Genomic DNA, 14,279 nt, shown 5'->3' with positions numbered 1-14,279 from the left:
GCGGCGGGCGCCGCGTCAGGTGCCGGTCCGGCAGGTCTTGATCCCGAACGGCGCGTAGAGCGGGCAATACCCGATCGCCGCCGTCGCCAGCAACACGAGGCCGACGATACCGGCGACCCACGCCCACGTGCCGACGAGGGCTACGAAGGCAAGGATCAGAAGCCCCGCGCCGATCACCGCGCGCAGGAGGCGGTCGGTCCCACCCATATTCTTGCTCAGCATGTCACGTCCTTTCCGTCAGGTTGGATACCTGCCGGAGACTGCACGCCCGACGGGATGCCCGCGATGACATGGATCAATCGGCGGTGCCGATCAGTTCAGGACCAGCTCCACGATGGAAAGGATGATCCGCTCCTCGCGGTCGAGGCGCAGGATGCGGTCGCCGACGCGCACATACGCCTCCCCCTCGGCCAGCGGCGGCAGGTCGAAGCGGTCGCGGTCGAATTCGCGCCAGTCGCCGTCATAGCGGTCGCCCACTGCGTAGTCGCCGCGCTTGGCGAGGCCGGGTGGCACGCAGGGCGGGTCCTTCTTGGCAAGGCCCGGCGGGCAATGGCCGGTGGCGGGAGTCTCGACGACGCGGTCCGCGCGGTCCGGGCCCCCGGCATGGCCGGGCTTGTGATGCGCCGCGGCCAAGGCCGGCACGAGCGTCAAGATCAGGGCGGCGGCGGTGAGACGGGTCATCGGGGGTCCTTCGGCGTGATCTTTCGCCGGACCTGATCCGGGCCCGCAGGATATTCAATATCGGCAGGCTGCGCGGACGCGGCCATCGGCCAAGCGTCGCCGACGGGTCAGGTGCGGACCATCAGCCGGTCAAGCCCGTGGAAGTGGTAGATATCGGCGTAGCGCGGCGGCTCGACCACCCGGAGCCCCGGGCAGCGGGTCGCGAGCGCGCCCAGACCTTCGACCAGTTCGAGCCGCGCGAGCGGGGCGCCGATGCAGAAATGCAGCCCCGCGCCGAAGCTGACGGGGGGTGGCGCGTCCGGGTAGCGGTCCGGATCGAACCGCGCCGGATCCGCATAGGCCGACGGGTCGCGGTTCGCCGACCCGAGCAACAGCCCCACTTGATCGCCGCGCGCGAATCGATGGCCGAAGACCTCGACATCCTCCATCGCGTAGCGGGTGAACATGTGGAGGGGCGGGTCGTGGCGCAGCACCTCTTCGACGGCAGCGGCACCGACGCCACGATCCCAGACCCCCGCCGAGATCAGCCCCACGACGCCGTTCCCGATGGTGTGCACGGTCGCCTCGTGACCGGCGTTCAACAGAAGGATGCAGGTCGCCTCGACCTCCTCGGGGGCCAGCTTGCCCTCGGCCGCCACCTCGAGCAGCCGGGCGATCAGGCTGTCCGGAACCGGGCGCCGGAACACGTCTCGCAGATAGGCCGTGAATTCGGCGGCTGCAGTCGCGGCGGCCACCTCGTCGGCATGGCTGCGCCCCGCCTGATACATGCCGACCATCGCGTTCGACCAGCGCAGCAGGTTCGGCGCATCGTCCTCGGGCACGCCGAGAAGGCGCGCGATCACGAGGACGGGCAGCGGGCGCGCGAAGGCCTCGAGCAGGTCGAATTCGCCCGCCGGGAAGGCGTCGATCAGGGTGGCGGCCAGCGCGGCAATCTCGGGCCCGAGTGCCGCGATGCGCCGCGAAGTGAAGGCGCGCAGCACCTGCGACCGGAGCCGGGTGTGGCGCGGCGGCTCAAGCTCCAGCATCGAATGCGCCTCGACAGCCCAGAACGCCGCCTGATGGTCCGGGCGCGCGGGCGGATACGGGTCCTCGCGTCCGAACCGGCGGTCGCGCAGGAGCGCGTCGACCACCGCGCGCGACGCCGCCACGGGCATGCCGTAGTCGGACCAGATCGCCAGCGGCCCCGCCACGCGGAGCCGGTCGTAGAACGGATAGGGGTCCTGCACGAAGGCAGGGTCGACGGGCGATTGGTCGAAGCGTTGCATGGGGGCCGGGGTGCCCGCGCGGGGCCGGACGGTCAAGGCTTCCGAAAGGGGGGGCGTATGGCCTACGCTCGGCCCCATGTCGCGCCTCGTCCTCATCCTTGTCACGGCCGCTTCGGCGGCGCTGGTCGCCGGGCTGGTCTGGTGGATGACGTTGGGCACGACGCTGGCCACGCTCGAGGCCAAGGGCCGCGCCGACCTCAGCCTCGCCGCTGACCGCCTGCGGCTGGAGCTGCAGCGCACGCGCGATCTTTCGGTGCTCCTCTCCGACGACCCCCGCCTTGACGCCGCCGAGGCGCTGACCCTGCAACGCTTCGCCGACCGGGCGGGCGCGTCCGACGTGCTTCTGCTGGACCGGTCGGGGCGGGTCGTGGTGTCCGCCTCGGGGGCCGAGAGCCAGCGGGGCGACCGCCGCTGGTTCCGGCGCGCGATGCAGGGCGCGCTGGGGATCGGGACGACGCCCGATGGCGGCAGCTTCGTCCATGCCGCGCCCATCTTCCGGGGCGGGCGCGTCGTGGGCGTGGTCGGCGTGCTGCGCGACCTGACGGTGTTGGAGCGTGGCTGGCGGGCCGAACCGCAGGCGATCTATTTCACCGATGCGACCGGCGGCATCGTCCTGACCAACCGCGAGGAGCTTCTGGCCGGGTCGGTCCGCCAGGACCTGACGCCGGTGCAGGGCTTCGACGTGCGCCGCGTCTCGGCCGGGCGCTACGTGCCCGAACAGGCGCTGCACCTGGAGCTGCCGCTGCCGGTGCTGGACCTCACGGGCGAGCTTCTGCTCGACATCGCGCCGGCCCGCGCGCTGGCGCAGGCGCGCGCGGTCGCGGCGGCGGCGGCGGTGCTGGTCCTCGGGGCCATCCTCGGCGCCCTGTGGGAGCGGCGGCGCGTCCTCGCCCGCGCCAACGCGCTGCTCGAGGCGCGGGTCGATGCCCGGACGAGCGAACTCCGCGAGGCCAACCGTCGCCTGACCGCCGAGATCGGAGAGCGCCGCGAGGCCGAAGCCGCGCTCAACCGCGCGCAGGCCGATCTCGTGCAGGCGGGCAAGCTCTCGGCGCTGGGGCAGATGTCCGCGGGCATCAGCCACGAGTTGAACCAGCCCCTGATGGCGATCCGCAGCTTTGCCCAGAACGGTGCGACGTTCCTCGCGCGGGGCAAGGTCGACGCCGCTTCGGCCAATCTCGAGAAGATCGGCCAACTGGCCCACCGCGCGGGCCGCATCATCCGTAACCTGCGCGCCTTTGCCCGCGCCGAGCCGGAACCGGCGGTGGTCACCGACCTCAGCGCCGTGATCGAGGCCGCGCTCGACATCACCGAGACGCGCCGCCGCGAGGCCGGGATCGAGACGCGGCTGGATCTGGCCCCCGGCCCTGTTCTGGCGATGGGGGGCGAAGTGCGGCTGGGGCAGGTCGTGGTCAACCTGATCTCCAACGCGGTCGACGCGATGGCGGGGCGGGACGGCGCCGTCATGACCGTGGAGCTGGCGACGGCGCCGCCCCGCATCGTTGTGCGCGACACGGGACCGGGCCTTGAGAGCCCCGAGCATATCTTCGATCCGTTCTACACCACCAAGGAGGTGGGCGAGGGTCTGGGACTTGGTCTCTCGATCAGCTACGGCATCGTGTCTGGCTTCGGCGGCACGATCCGGGGCCGCAACACCGATACGGGCGCGGAATTCGAGGTGGCCCTGCCGCCCGCCCCCGCCGCCGAGGTCGCCGCATGACCGATGTCCTGCTGGTCGAGGACGACGCCCATGTCCGCGAGGCACTGGCCCAGACGCTGGAGTTGGAGGACCTGACCGTCACGCAGGCGGGCAGTTTCGTCGCGGCCCAGCCCCGCCTGACCCGCGACATGGCCGGCGTCGTCGTCAGCGATGTGCGGATGCCGGGGCGCGACGGCTTTCACCTGTTGGGCGTGGTGCGGCAGCTCGATCCCGACCTGCCGGTGATCCTGCTCACGGGCGAGGGCGATGTGCCGACGGCGGTGCGCGGCATGTCCGAAGGGGCCTTCGCGTTCCTTGAAAAACCCTGCGATCTGGGCGACCTCGTGGGGCATGTGCGCCGCGCGCTGGACGTGCGGCGCGCGACGTTGGCCGCGCGACGGGACCAGGGTCTGCTGGAAGGGGGCGACGTGGCCGCGCGGGCGCTCCGCGGGGTGTCGCCGCAGGCCCACGCCCTCCGCGAGATGGTGCGGACGGTCGCGCGCGCGACCGGCCCCGTCCTGATCCACGGCGAAACGGGCAGCGGCACGAGCAAGGTCGCCGAAGTGATCCACCTTCTGTCCGCGCGCGGCGCGGGGCCTTTCGTCAAGCGCGCCGCCCCCGCGCTCGACCGCGCGGGGCTGGAGGAGGCACTGCGGCTGGCCGATGGCGGCAGTCTCTTCCTCGATCATATCGAGAGCATGCCGCGCGATCTCCAGCACCTTCTCCCCGAAGAGGGGGGCACGCGCCTCTTGGCCGCGACCAACAGCGATCCGCACGACCTGATGACCCGGTTGGAGCCGGACCTCTTCTACCGGCTTGAAGGGCTGCGCGTGCCGATCCGGCCGCTGCGCGACCGCCCGCTCGATATTCCGGTGCTCTTTGCCCATTACCTGACGCTGGCCTGCGAACAGGCCGATATCCCTGTGCCCCGCGTCCCGCCCGAGATGCAGGCGCGGTTGATGGCGCGGGACTGGCGGGGCAATTCGCGTGCGTTGATGAACCACGCGATGCGCTTCGCGATGGGGCTGGAGGACCGGACGGGCGACGCCCGCGCGGGCTTGGCCGACCGGATGCGCGCGGTCGAGCGGGCCATCCTGATCGAGGCGCTGACCCATCACGGGGGGCAGGCGAGCGTCGCTGCCCGCGATCTCGATCTGCCGCGCAAGACCTTCTACGACAAACTCGCCCGCCACGGCCTCAGGGCCGAGGATTACCGTGCGCCCTGAGGCGCCGATGTGGGGTGTGCGGGTTCCCGCACTGGTACCGCTCACAGGCCGTGCGAAAAGTCGCACAGGACGGGCGGTCGGGTTCAACGTCGCAATGTAAATGGTTGGAAATAAACAGGAACGTCTTCGGGTAAGTTGCCGCTTTACCGACCTTGCGATTGCGTTACCGTGCCTGCGGACGCATCCCGAGGGGGGGTGCGACAGGGAGACAAGCACATGAAATACCTCACAACCGCCGCGACCGCGCTGGCGCTGACCGTCATCGCGCCCGCCGCCTTTGCCAACTGCGATGAAGGCGAGATCGTCGCCAAGTTCGCCCACGTCACTAACACCGACCGCCACCCCAAGGGCATCGCCGCCTCGCTGCTGCAGGAGCGCGTGAACGAGGAGATGAACGGCACGATGTGCATGGAGGTCTTCCCGAACTCCACGCTCTACAACGACGATCAGGTGCTCGAGGCGATGCTGCAGGGCGACGTCCAGCTGGCCGCCCCGTCGCTGTCCAAGTTCGAGGCCTTCACGAAGGTCTTCCAGGTGTTCGACCTGCCCTTCGTGTTCGAGGACATCAACGCCGTCGACCGCTTCCAGCTCTCCGATGACGGGCAGGCGATGCTCAACTCGATGCAGCGCCGCGGTCTGCAGGGCATGGCCTTCTGGCACAACGGCATGAAGCAGATGTCGGCCAACAAGCCGCTCGAGATGCCGACCGATGCCGCGGGCCTCAAGTTCCGCGTCCAGCCCTCGGACGTGATCGTGGCCCAGATGGAAGCGATCGGCGTGTCGCCGCAGCCGATGGCCTTCTCGGAAGTCTACGGCGCGCTGCAGACCGGCGTCGTCGACGGGCAGGAGAACACCTGGTCCAACATCTACGGCCAGAAGTTCTTCGAAGTGCAGGACGGCACGACCGAGACGAACCACGGCATCATCGACTATCTCGTGGTGTCCTCGGTCGACTGGCTCGACAGCCTCGACCCGGCCGTCCGTGAGCAGTTCGAGACGATCCTCGCCGAAGTGACCGAGGCCCGGAACGCCGAATCGACCCGCGTCAACGAAGAAGCCAAGGAGGCGATCATCGCCGCCGGCGGCGTCGTGCGCCAGCTGACGCCCGAGCAGCGCACCGCATGGGTCGACGCCATGCGCCCGGTCTGGGACCAGTTCGCCGACTCGATCGGTCAGGAGAACATCGACGCAGCCGTCAGCTACAATTCCGGCGACAGCTGATCGAGACCCGCCCCGGCCCGCAATCGCGCGGGCCGGGGCATCCAACGGGAGGGGAGGGGCACCATGGCCGCGCGCTATGAACCCACAGGGCGCTTCGGGCGCGCCATTCATTCGCTCGAAGAAACCGCAATCGCGATCCTTCTGGGATTGATGACGCTCCTGACCTTCATCGCGGTCGTGCTGCGATACGTCTTCAACTCGCAGCTCATCTGGTCGCTGGAGGTCATCCTGATCCTCTTTGCGTGGCTGGTGATCTTCGGCGTGAGCTACGGCTTCAAGATCACGGCCCATCTGGGCGTCGATGCCCTGACCAACATCCTGCCCACGCCGGCCAGGCGCATCTGCGCGCTGCTCGCGGGGCTGGTGACGATCATCTACGCGCTTCTGCTGCTCAAGGGAGCCTGGGACTACTGGGCGCCTTTCGCGGCCCTCCAGCGGACATCCGGCGCGTGGTTCCCGACCGGCTTCGAGGAGACGCGTGACCAGGCGTGGTTCGTCACCGACCAGGTGCCGCCGATGCGCTGGCTCTTCGGCTGGCTCGAGCCGCTGATCAACCAGGGCGAGGAATACGAGAAGCTGCCCCGCGTCATCCCCTACGCGATCCTGCCCTTCGGCTGCGCGCTTATCCTGTTTCGCGTCGTGCAGGCGGTGATCGCCATCGTCCGCGGCACCCGCAAGAGCCTCATCGTCAGCCACGAGGCCGAGGAGGCCGTCGAAGAGGTGGCCGCCAAGCACCGCGCGGGCGACGAGGCCGCCGAGATCTACACGGGCGTCACGCCCCCGGCCGGGAGGGCCTGAGCGCATGGACGTCGTCCTTCTCTTCTCGATGATCGTCGGGCTTTTGCTGATCGGCGTGCCGATCGCGGTGGCGCTCGGGTTCAGCTCGATCTTCTTCCTGCTGGCCTTCTCCGACACGTCGCTCGCCTCGATTGCGCAGAGCTTCTACCAGGCGATGGCGGGGCATTACACGCTTCTGGCGATCCCGTTCTTCATCCTTGCGTCCAGCTTCATGTCGACGGGCGGCGTCGCGCGGCGGATCATCCGCTTCTCCATCGCGTGCGTGGGGCACCTGCGCGGCGGTCTTGCCATCGCGGGCGTCTTCGCCTGCATGATGTTCGCGGCCCTCTCGGGCTCGTCCCCGGCCACCGTGGTCGCCATCGGCACGATCGTCATCGCGGCGATGAAGCAGGCGGGCTATACCAAGGAATTCGCCGCCGGCGTGATCTGCAACGCGGGCACGCTGGGCATCCTGATCCCGCCCTCGATCGTCATGGTCGTCTATGCCTCGGCCACCGACGTCTCGGTCGGCCGGATGTTCCTCGCGGGGGTCATTCCGGGCATCATGGCCGGCGGCATGCTGATGATCGCGATCTACGTCTTCGCGCGGATCCGCAACATGCCCAAGGGCGCGTTCGCGGGTTGGGGCGAAATCTGGGATTCGTTCAAGGACGCGTTCTGGGGCCTGATGCTGATCGTCATCATCATGGTCGGGATCTACGGCGTGCCGGGTCTCACTTCGGCGATCTTCACGCCGACCGAGGCGGCGGCGGTGGCGTCGATGTACGCCTTCTTCGTGGCGATGTTCGTCTACCGCGATATCGGTCCGCTCGCCCCCCGCGAGGCCCAGAGCCTCTCGGCGGCGGTCGCGGGGCCGGTCACGGGGACGCCGAAGTCGCTCATGCAGGCGCCTTGGGCGATCCTCACGGCCTTCTGGCACCCCGACACGCGCAGGACCCTGCTCGAAGCGGGCAAGCTGACGGTCACGCTAATGTTCATCATCGCCAACGCGCTGATCCTCAAGCATGTCCTCACCGACGAACAGATCCCGCAGCATATCGCGGACGCGATGCTGGGCACGGGCCTGGGGCCGGTCACGTTCCTCATCATGGTGAATGTCATCCTGCTGATCGGCGGCCAGTTCATGGAACCGTCCGGCCTGCTGCTCATCGTGGCACCGCTGGTGTTCCCCATCGCGATCGAGCTGGGAATCGACCCGATCCATCTGGGGATCATCATGGTCGTGAACATGGAGATCGGGATGATCACGCCGCCTGTGGGCCTGAACCTCTTCGTGACCTCGGGCGTGGCGGGCATGGGCATGATGGAGGTCGTCCGCGCGGCGCTGCCGTTCCTCGGCGTCCTGTTCATCTTCCTCATCATGGTGACCTACATCCCGGCTATCTCGCTCTGGCTGCCGACGATGGTGATGGGGCCGGAGCTCATCATACGCTAGCCGGGGGGGTGCTGCACCCATCCGCGACGACAAAGGGCCGCGCCGGACGGATCCGGCGCGGCCCTTCGCGTCATCCGGGGCGCATGTCAGGAGGCGGCGAGCGCCCGCGCGATAGGAAGGAAATCGTCGGCCCTGAGGCTCGCGCCGCCCACCAGCGCGCCGTTGACGTGATCCAGCGCAAAGAGCTCCGCGGCGTTTGCCGCCTTCACCGATCCGCCGTAGAGCAGCGGGACCTGCCCGCCATCGGCCAGCCGGTCCTCCAGCCGTCCGCGCAGCGCGTCATGCACAGCGTCGACCTGCTCCGGCGTGGCCACCTTGCCCGTGCCGATGGCCCAGACCGGCTCGTAGGCGACGACGGTGTTTGCCGCCGTGGCACCCTCGGGCAGCGAGCCGTCGAGCTGCGCGAACAGGACGTCCAGCGTCCGGTCCGCCTCGCGCTCCTCCAGCGTTTCGCCGATGCAGAGGATCGCGACCATGCCCGCCGTCCAGATGGCCGAGACCTGCGCCGCGACATCCGCGTCCGTCTCGCCATGGTCCGTCCGGCGCTCGGAATGGCCCGCCAGGCACCATGTGGCGCCCGCATCGGCCAGCATCGCCGCCGAGAGATCCCCGGTATGCGCGCCCGCCTCGGCCGGGTGACAGGCCTGTCCGCCGAGTGCCAGCCCCGCGGGCATCGCGCCCAGCAGCGTCGCGGGCGGGCAGATCAGCGTGACCACGTCCTCGGGCGCGCCCGCGGCGATGGCCTCGGCCTCGGCGCGCGCGGCGCGCAGCCCGTTCATCTTCCAGTTTCCGGCGGCGATCTTCTGCGGCATGAGGCCCTCCCTGTTGCGGGAAGGGATAGCACGTCAGCCGGGCGTGCCCAGTGCGGCGTCGAACTTGATGCTCTCACCGCAGCCGCAGGCCTCGGTGACGTTCGGGTTGCGGAACTTGAATCCCGACTCCAGCAGCGACGTCTCGTAGTCGATCTCGGTCCCGAAGAGGAACATCTGCGCCATCGGCGCGATCATCACGCGCGCGTCGGTGCCGTCGGGGGCCGCGACCTCGACCACCTCGTCATGGGGCTCGACCTCGGCCACGTAGTCCATTGTGTATTCCATGCCCGCACAGCCGCCCTTCTTCACGCCGATCCGCAGACCGGCGGCCTCCTGCTTGGCCATCAGCCGCGCGATCTGCGCCGCGGCGGCGGCGGTGACGGTCACGGGGGATTGGCCGGGAATGGCGAACATGGGCGGGCTCCTTCCCCGTCAAGATAGGCGCGCGGGATCGAAGGCTCAAGACGCGCGCCCGTCCCATCGATGTTCCGCAAATATGCTGGGGGGTGCGAGGGGCAACGCCCCCCGCCGGATCGGACCGCGCATGCGGTCCGATCCCTCGGGCCTCAGTCCAGACCGACGCAGTTGGCGTAGTAGGTCACCGTCGCGGGCCAGTCGGCGAAAACGCCCGCCACGCCGACATCCTGCGCCAGCACGTCCAGAAGCTCGTAGGTCACGCCGTCATTGTCGGTGACCTCTTCGATCGACTGGTAGTACCAGCCGCCACCGCCGCCCAGCGGACCGGAGCGTTCGAGGGTCCACGTGATGATCCCGAGATCGGCCTCCTTGGCCGCGACGGCCAGCGCGGACGGCACGATCTCGCCACCCTCGACCGTGACCAGCATCCAGGTCGGCGGTGCGATCCAGTTGACGCCCATGCCCTTGAGCTCGGCCATGGTGTTGGGCCAGGTCGCCGGATCCATCGGCGAGTAGCCCTCGATATCGTACTCGTCCATCAGGTAGACGGCCTGCGCGCCGAATTCGGGCTCGTTCTCGATCCAGTAGAGCACGTCGTCGAGGTTGAACGATTGCGCCCAGACCCGCGACGGGTCGATCCCGGCGGCCTTGTACTCGTCGATCAGCTTCTGGGCATAATCCTCCTGGCTGAAGCCTTCATGGGGCATCTCGACCGACGGGCTCTTGAGCTCGGGGGTGAAATCCGCGCCGAGGCTGTCGAAGAGCGCGATGCTCTCGGCATGGGTCATGGTGTTGGCCCCGGCCGTGAAGAGGTCGGTGCGGTAGGAGGCGATGCCGCCCTGGTAGTCTTCGGGCGTCGTCGCCGAACCGTCCGAGGCGTCCATCTTGGGCGTCAGCGTCCGGAACTCGGCCAGCGTGATCTCGGAGGTGCGGCACTCGGCGGTGGCGTTCGTGTCGCCCTCAGCCGGGGTGAACGGCGTCGTGCAGGTCGATGCGAGATCCGTGGTCAGGATGTCGGTCGTCGTATGCAGGTCGTTTTGTGCGTGGCGGCAGACGAGCTCGTGATCGGCGGTGAAGGTCACGTCGCATTCGAGGATGCCCGCACCCATCCGCGCGGCCGCGACGTTTGATTCGACCGTATGCTCGGGGAACATCAGCGGCGCGCCGCGATGCCCGATCGAGAACTTCGAGCGTGCGGGCGTCTGGCCCGCGCAGGCCGCCAGCCGGTCCTTCAGCGGCGAGGCGTCCATCGCGTCGATCAGATAGGCCGGGCGCGGGCCATAGGTCACGGCGTCGGCGGTCTGGGCCATCGCGGGGGCCGCGGTCGCGGCCATCAGCGCCGCGATTGTGAGGGGGCGGGGGATCATGGTGGTCTCTCCTGTCAGTCTCCGCGGGTTAGCGGACACGCACAGAATGACAGGGATGCGACGCTGGAACGAAGGTTGCGCGACATCGGGGGGCCGATCGGCGGATTGTCGTCAGGCGGCCTCGGCGGCCTGCGCCTCGGGGAAGAGCTGCTCATCGCCGTTCCGCTGCATCTCGGTAATCGCGGCCAGGAGGCGTTCGCGGACGGTGCAGGCCACTTCCCACGAGGTATTGGGATCGGTGCAGGGCACGCTGAACCAGACATCCATGCCGAACACGTCCTGACCGGCGACGTTGACGCCCGCCTCGTCGATCTCGCCCAGATCGTCGGTCAGGTCGGTGTCGTCCTTCACGGCTTGAAGGACGTCGAGAAACGCCTCGCGCACGGCCTGGACATCAGCGGTATGCGCCAGCTTCAACTTCAGGATGCGCAGCATGTCCGGCTCGCCCAGCGTCCAATTCGAGAAGGTCTCCGAAACGAATTCCTCGACCGGCACCACGACGCGCGTGCCGTCCCAGTCCTTGAGCTGCACGAAGGTCATGTGGATGCGTTCGACATGGCAAAGCTCGCCCTTGAAGACGATGCGGTCGCCGACGCGCGCGGACTGGTTCATCGCGATCTGGAGCGAGGCCATGATATTGCCCAGCACGTTGCGCGCCGCGAACCCGAGGATCAGCGTCAACGCCCCCGCCGAGGCCAGGAGCGACAGCCCGAGGGAACGGAAGGCGTCCGCCGTCGAGAGGACGATGCCCACGCCCACCAGGGTGACGACGATCACGAGGATGCGCTTCGCCGCGTTCAGCTTCGTTGCCATCTCGCGCGCCTTGTCGCGATGGGCCGAGGTCAGGTCGATGTCGTCACCCGGAGCGATCAGGTGTTCGAGAATCGCCTCGATGACATTGACGATCAGGAGGAGCGTCGCCGTCACGAACCCCGCGGCGATCAGCGGGGCCAGCCAGATGTCGATGGCGCCCGAGAAGACGAAGACGGTGTCGGTGACCCACCAGACCAGCGTCGTGACCGAAGCGATGATGAGCGGCGTCGATATCGCCTTGAACACCCGCTGGCCGAGGTCGCCATCGGCATAACGCGCGGCGAGCGTCAGACCGGCATGCACGATGCGGCCGAGCAGAATCGCCGCGCCCAGAAGCAGCGGCAGGCCGATCAACTCCCACCACATCAGGCCCCAGAACGCGTCGTCCCTGAGATCGTCCGGCAACCGCGCCTCCAGCGGCGAGGGGCCGTACGCGGCATAAAGCGCGGGGAGGTCGGCGGTCGTTTCGCGCGAGAAGACCCAGACGGGCGCGGCGTCCTCTCCCGCCTTGACCCGTTCGAGCCGGATCGTGGCGGGCACCGGGTCGAGGGCGAGTTCGCGGATGAGGAGCGAGCGCCGCGGCTCGCCCGCCTGCGCCTGCGACTGTCCACCGACGGTCTGGAGCGCGTCGGGCCGGTCGTTGATCGCAGACCAGTCGAACACGGCTTTCCGGTCGAGCACGGAATGAAGCTGCCGCGCGAGGATCTCGGATTGCGCGCGCTGTTCGGCTTCGGGCAGGTCGGACAGGTCGAGCACATGGGCCGCGCGGGCCCAATCACCTTCTTCCGCGGCTACGAGAAAGGTCGATATCGCGGCGCGCGGTGTGCGCCGGTCGACATCAGCGGGAACCGTCCCGAGGCCCGGATTCAACGTGTCCACCATATACCACGGATCTTCGGCGCGGGCAGGAGTCGCCAACAGGACGACGAGGATGAGAAACGGCGCGAACAGCCGGTGGAGGCGGTGCATGGATTTCGAACGCCTCGATGCGCGGGGATGTTCCAACCTGTCGCTCAGCCGTCTCGATCGAGAAACCCGCCGATCGCGTCGAGCGCGGCACGTATGGGGGCGTCGTGGCGCGCCTCGTGATGGCAGACCAGCCAGACCTCGCGTGTCAGCTCGGCGATGATGTCCGACACGCGGACAAGGCCGGGGGCGGTGTCGCCCACGAAGGTCGGCAGCACGACGCGTCCGATCCCCGCCTGCGCCAGGATCAGGCGCAGCGCGGGGTCGTTGGCGGTCGTCACGATCCTGTCGCCATGAGTCTCGGCGACCCAGGTCTCGGAGGGCAGGGCGCGTGTCTCGTGGCTGGCCCCGATCCACGCGGTGACGCCCGCCTCGGTTGCATAGGCCGCATGGGTCGTCGTTCCGGTGCGGCGTCCGGCCAGCCAGGGCTGGGACGGACGGCGATTGCGGATGCCGATATCGACCTCGCGGCGGGCGATATCCATGTCGATGTTGCAATGTACGAATTCCGGCAGCCAAGGCGCGTCCGGCGTCCAGAAGGCGGGCAGGTTCGCGGCGAGGTGGCGCGCGGTCCAGGTGCCGGCCGTGACGCGGATGCGCGCGGGGCCACGCCCGGCGGCCTGCCATGCGGCGATGTCGGCGGCGGCGGCTTCCATCCGCGCGGTTCGCTCCAGCAGGTCGCGCCCCTCGGTCGTGGGCGCGTAGCCTTGCGCGCCGTGCAGGAACAGGCGGCGACCCATCCGCGCCTCCAGCGCCTTCATGCGCCGCGAGAGCGTCGGGACGGAGACGCCCGTGGTCCGCGCGGCGGGCGCCAGCGCACCGGCCCGCGCCACGGCGGAGAAGAGGGCGAGATCGGACCAGTCTGCGGCGGCGTCTTTCATGGATGGAAGTCTAGGCTCGGTCCTGGCGGCTGAACAAGTCCCGCCGCATCGTCTAGATCCGGACCATCCAGACGGAGGATCGACCATGCAGGAACTCAACGGATACACCATACACAGCACGGACGTGATGCGCGGCGCCGTACGCCAGCCCGCGACGGGCTATGCGGCGGAACAGGCGCTATTCTCGGAAATGAAAATGCGGCTGCAGCGGCGCAAGCGGCTGCGGCGTTGGTTCGCGGTCGGGCGGGCGCTGCGCCTGGTGTGACACCGGGCGCATGGCAATCACATGAAGCCGAGCTCCAGCCGGGCTTCGTCGGACATCATCTCCATGCCCCAAGGCGGCTCCCAGGTCAGGTCGACATCGACCGTCTTGACCCCCGGCACCGAGGAGACGGCATCGGCGACCCAGCCGGGCATCTCGCCCGCCACGGGGCAACCAGGCGCGGTGAGGGTCATGATGACCTTCGTCTCGTTCTCGGCGTTGATGTCGATGGTGTAGACCAGCCCGAGATCGAAGATGTTCACCGGGATCTCGGGATCGAAGACCGAGCGGCACGCATCGACCACCGCCTCGTGCAGCGGATGGTCCGTGGTCGAGGGCGCGATCAGGGGCGCGCCTTCCAGGCGTTCGGGCGTCTCGGCGGTCATGTCTGCTCCGGAGCGAGTTGTCGACCGAAACAATAGGGATTGGACCGGGCGGG

Annotated in this window: 15 protein-coding genes; 6 read left to right on the top strand and 9 right to left on the bottom strand. The window is 68.8% G+C overall.

What is annotated here, in order from left to right:
• Positions 1-15 precede the first annotated feature (15 nt).
• The 3 genes from Q0833_RS10280 to Q0833_RS10270 all read right to left on the bottom strand — a co-directional run bounded on the left by Q0833_RS10280 (position 16) and on the right by Q0833_RS10270 (position 1,946).
• Positions 16-222: a DUF2892 domain-containing protein gene (locus tag Q0833_RS10280; protein WP_298433629.1), complete on the bottom strand. Its 207-nt coding sequence runs from the start codon at positions 220-222 to the stop codon at positions 16-18.
• Positions 223-312: 90 nt separating this feature from the next.
• Positions 313-681: a hypothetical protein gene (locus Q0833_RS10275; protein WP_298433625.1), complete on the bottom strand. Its 369-nt coding sequence runs from the start codon at positions 679-681 to the stop codon at positions 313-315.
• 107 nt (positions 682-788) lie between these two features.
• The gene (locus tag Q0833_RS10270) at positions 789-1,946 is read right to left on the bottom strand and encodes a cytochrome P450 (RefSeq protein ID WP_298433622.1); all 1,158 of its coding nucleotides are present in this window, start codon (positions 1,944-1,946) and stop codon (positions 789-791) included.
• Positions 1,947-2,022: 76 nt separating this feature from the next.
• On the opposite strand from Q0833_RS10270, the gene Q0833_RS10265 reads away from it, so the two are divergent.
• The 5 genes from Q0833_RS10265 (at position 2,023) to Q0833_RS10245 (ending at position 8,322) form a co-directional block, all read left to right on the top strand.
• Positions 2,023-3,663: an ATP-binding protein gene (locus Q0833_RS10265; RefSeq protein ID WP_298433619.1), complete on the top strand. Its 1,641-nt coding sequence runs from the start codon at positions 2,023-2,025 to the stop codon at positions 3,661-3,663.
• Positions 3,660-4,868, top strand: a complete 1,209-nt coding sequence (locus Q0833_RS10260) for a sigma-54 dependent transcriptional regulator (protein ID WP_298433616.1) — start codon at positions 3,660-3,662, stop codon at positions 4,866-4,868. The genes Q0833_RS10265 and Q0833_RS10260 overlap by 4 nt, the downstream gene beginning before the upstream one ends.
• A gap of 216 nt (positions 4,869-5,084) precedes the next feature.
• Positions 5,085-6,089 carry a DctP family TRAP transporter solute-binding subunit gene (locus Q0833_RS10255; RefSeq protein WP_298433613.1) on the top strand — a complete coding sequence of 335 codons (1,005 nt, stop codon included), beginning with the start codon at positions 5,085-5,087 and terminating at the stop codon, positions 6,087-6,089.
• A gap of 63 nt (positions 6,090-6,152) precedes the next feature.
• Positions 6,153-6,887, top strand: coding sequence for a TRAP transporter small permease (locus Q0833_RS10250; RefSeq protein ID WP_298433611.1), 735 nt, complete (start codon positions 6,153-6,155; stop codon positions 6,885-6,887).
• Between the two features lie 4 nt (positions 6,888-6,891).
• Positions 6,892-8,322, top strand: coding sequence for a TRAP transporter large permease (locus Q0833_RS10245; RefSeq protein WP_298433608.1), 1,431 nt, complete (start codon positions 6,892-6,894; stop codon positions 8,320-8,322).
• Between the two features lie 86 nt (positions 8,323-8,408).
• On the opposite strand, the gene tpiA is transcribed toward Q0833_RS10245, so the two are convergent.
• The 5 genes from tpiA to Q0833_RS10220 form a co-directional block, all read right to left on the bottom strand.
• Positions 8,409-9,134 (bottom strand): triose-phosphate isomerase, encoded by a 726-nt coding sequence (gene tpiA, locus Q0833_RS10240; RefSeq protein ID WP_298433605.1) that lies wholly within the window; start codon positions 9,132-9,134, stop codon positions 8,409-8,411.
• A 33-nt stretch (positions 9,135-9,167) separates the two neighbouring features.
• Entirely contained in the window at positions 9,168-9,548 is a 381-nt protein-coding gene (locus Q0833_RS10235) for an iron-sulfur cluster assembly accessory protein (RefSeq protein ID WP_298433602.1), read from the bottom strand.
• 152 nt (positions 9,549-9,700) lie between these two features.
• On the bottom strand, positions 9,701-10,918 hold the full coding sequence (locus tag Q0833_RS10230; RefSeq protein WP_298433599.1) for a glycerophosphodiester phosphodiesterase family protein: 1,218 nt from the start codon (positions 10,916-10,918) through the stop codon (positions 9,701-9,703).
• A gap of 111 nt (positions 10,919-11,029) precedes the next feature.
• A complete protein-coding gene (locus tag Q0833_RS10225; RefSeq protein ID WP_298433596.1) occupies positions 11,030-12,700 on the bottom strand; it encodes a mechanosensitive ion channel domain-containing protein in 1,671 nt (556 codons plus the stop codon).
• 44 nt (positions 12,701-12,744) lie between these two features.
• Positions 12,745-13,578: a LysR family transcriptional regulator gene (locus Q0833_RS10220; RefSeq protein WP_298433592.1), complete on the bottom strand. Its 834-nt coding sequence runs from the start codon at positions 13,576-13,578 to the stop codon at positions 12,745-12,747.
• Positions 13,579-13,663: 85 nt separating this feature from the next.
• On the opposite strand from Q0833_RS10220, the gene Q0833_RS10215 reads away from it, so the two are divergent.
• The gene (locus Q0833_RS10215) at positions 13,664-13,843 is read left to right on the top strand and encodes a hypothetical protein (protein ID WP_298433588.1); all 180 of its coding nucleotides are present in this window, start codon (positions 13,664-13,666) and stop codon (positions 13,841-13,843) included.
• A 17-nt stretch (positions 13,844-13,860) separates the two neighbouring features.
• Here the strand turns inward: Q0833_RS10215 and Q0833_RS10210 are convergent, their stop codons facing one another.
• Positions 13,861-14,226: an SUF system Fe-S cluster assembly protein gene (locus Q0833_RS10210; protein WP_298433585.1), complete on the bottom strand. Its 366-nt coding sequence runs from the start codon at positions 14,224-14,226 to the stop codon at positions 13,861-13,863.
• Positions 14,227-14,279: the final 53 nt, after the last annotated feature.

The organism is uncultured Jannaschia sp., assembly GCF_947503795.1.
Taxonomy (GTDB): Bacteria; Pseudomonadota; Alphaproteobacteria; order Rhodobacterales; family Rhodobacteraceae; genus Jannaschia.
This window is presented reverse-complemented; position numbering and strand designations above follow the sequence as displayed.

Bases quoted from the DNA above. Each gene is read 5' to 3' on its own strand.
- Q0833_RS10230 (WP_298433599.1), bottom strand. From the start codon at position 10,918: ATGATCCCCCGCCCCCTCACAATCGCGGCGCTGATGGCCGCGACCGCG.
- Q0833_RS10280 (WP_298433629.1), bottom strand. From the start codon at position 222: ATGCTGAGCAAGAATATGGGTGGGACCGACCGCCTCCTGCGCGCGGTG.
- Q0833_RS10275 (WP_298433625.1), bottom strand. From the start codon at position 681: ATGACCCGTCTCACCGCCGCCGCCCTGATCTTGACGCTCGTGCCGGCC.
- Q0833_RS10210 (WP_298433585.1), bottom strand. From the start codon at position 14,226: ATGACCGCCGAGACGCCCGAACGCCTGGAAGGCGCGCCCCTGATCGCG.
- Q0833_RS10265 (WP_298433619.1), top strand. From the start codon at position 2,023: ATGTCGCGCCTCGTCCTCATCCTTGTCACGGCCGCTTCGGCGGCGCTG.
- Q0833_RS10270 (WP_298433622.1), bottom strand. From the start codon at position 1,946: ATGCAACGCTTCGACCAATCGCCCGTCGACCCTGCCTTCGTGCAGGAC.
- Q0833_RS10220 (WP_298433592.1), bottom strand. From the start codon at position 13,578: ATGAAAGACGCCGCCGCAGACTGGTCCGATCTCGCCCTCTTCTCCGCC.
- Q0833_RS10225 (WP_298433596.1), bottom strand. From the start codon at position 12,700: ATGCACCGCCTCCACCGGCTGTTCGCGCCGTTTCTCATCCTCGTCGTC.
- tpiA (WP_298433605.1), bottom strand. From the start codon at position 9,134: ATGCCGCAGAAGATCGCCGCCGGAAACTGGAAGATGAACGGGCTGCGC.
- Q0833_RS10215 (WP_298433588.1), top strand. From the start codon at position 13,664: ATGCAGGAACTCAACGGATACACCATACACAGCACGGACGTGATGCGC.
- Q0833_RS10260 (WP_298433616.1), top strand. From the start codon at position 3,660: ATGACCGATGTCCTGCTGGTCGAGGACGACGCCCATGTCCGCGAGGCA.
- Q0833_RS10235 (WP_298433602.1), bottom strand. From the start codon at position 9,548: ATGTTCGCCATTCCCGGCCAATCCCCCGTGACCGTCACCGCCGCCGCC.
- Q0833_RS10255 (WP_298433613.1), top strand. From the start codon at position 5,085: ATGAAATACCTCACAACCGCCGCGACCGCGCTGGCGCTGACCGTCATC.
- Q0833_RS10250 (WP_298433611.1), top strand. From the start codon at position 6,153: ATGGCCGCGCGCTATGAACCCACAGGGCGCTTCGGGCGCGCCATTCAT.
- Q0833_RS10245 (WP_298433608.1), top strand. From the start codon at position 6,892: ATGGACGTCGTCCTTCTCTTCTCGATGATCGTCGGGCTTTTGCTGATC.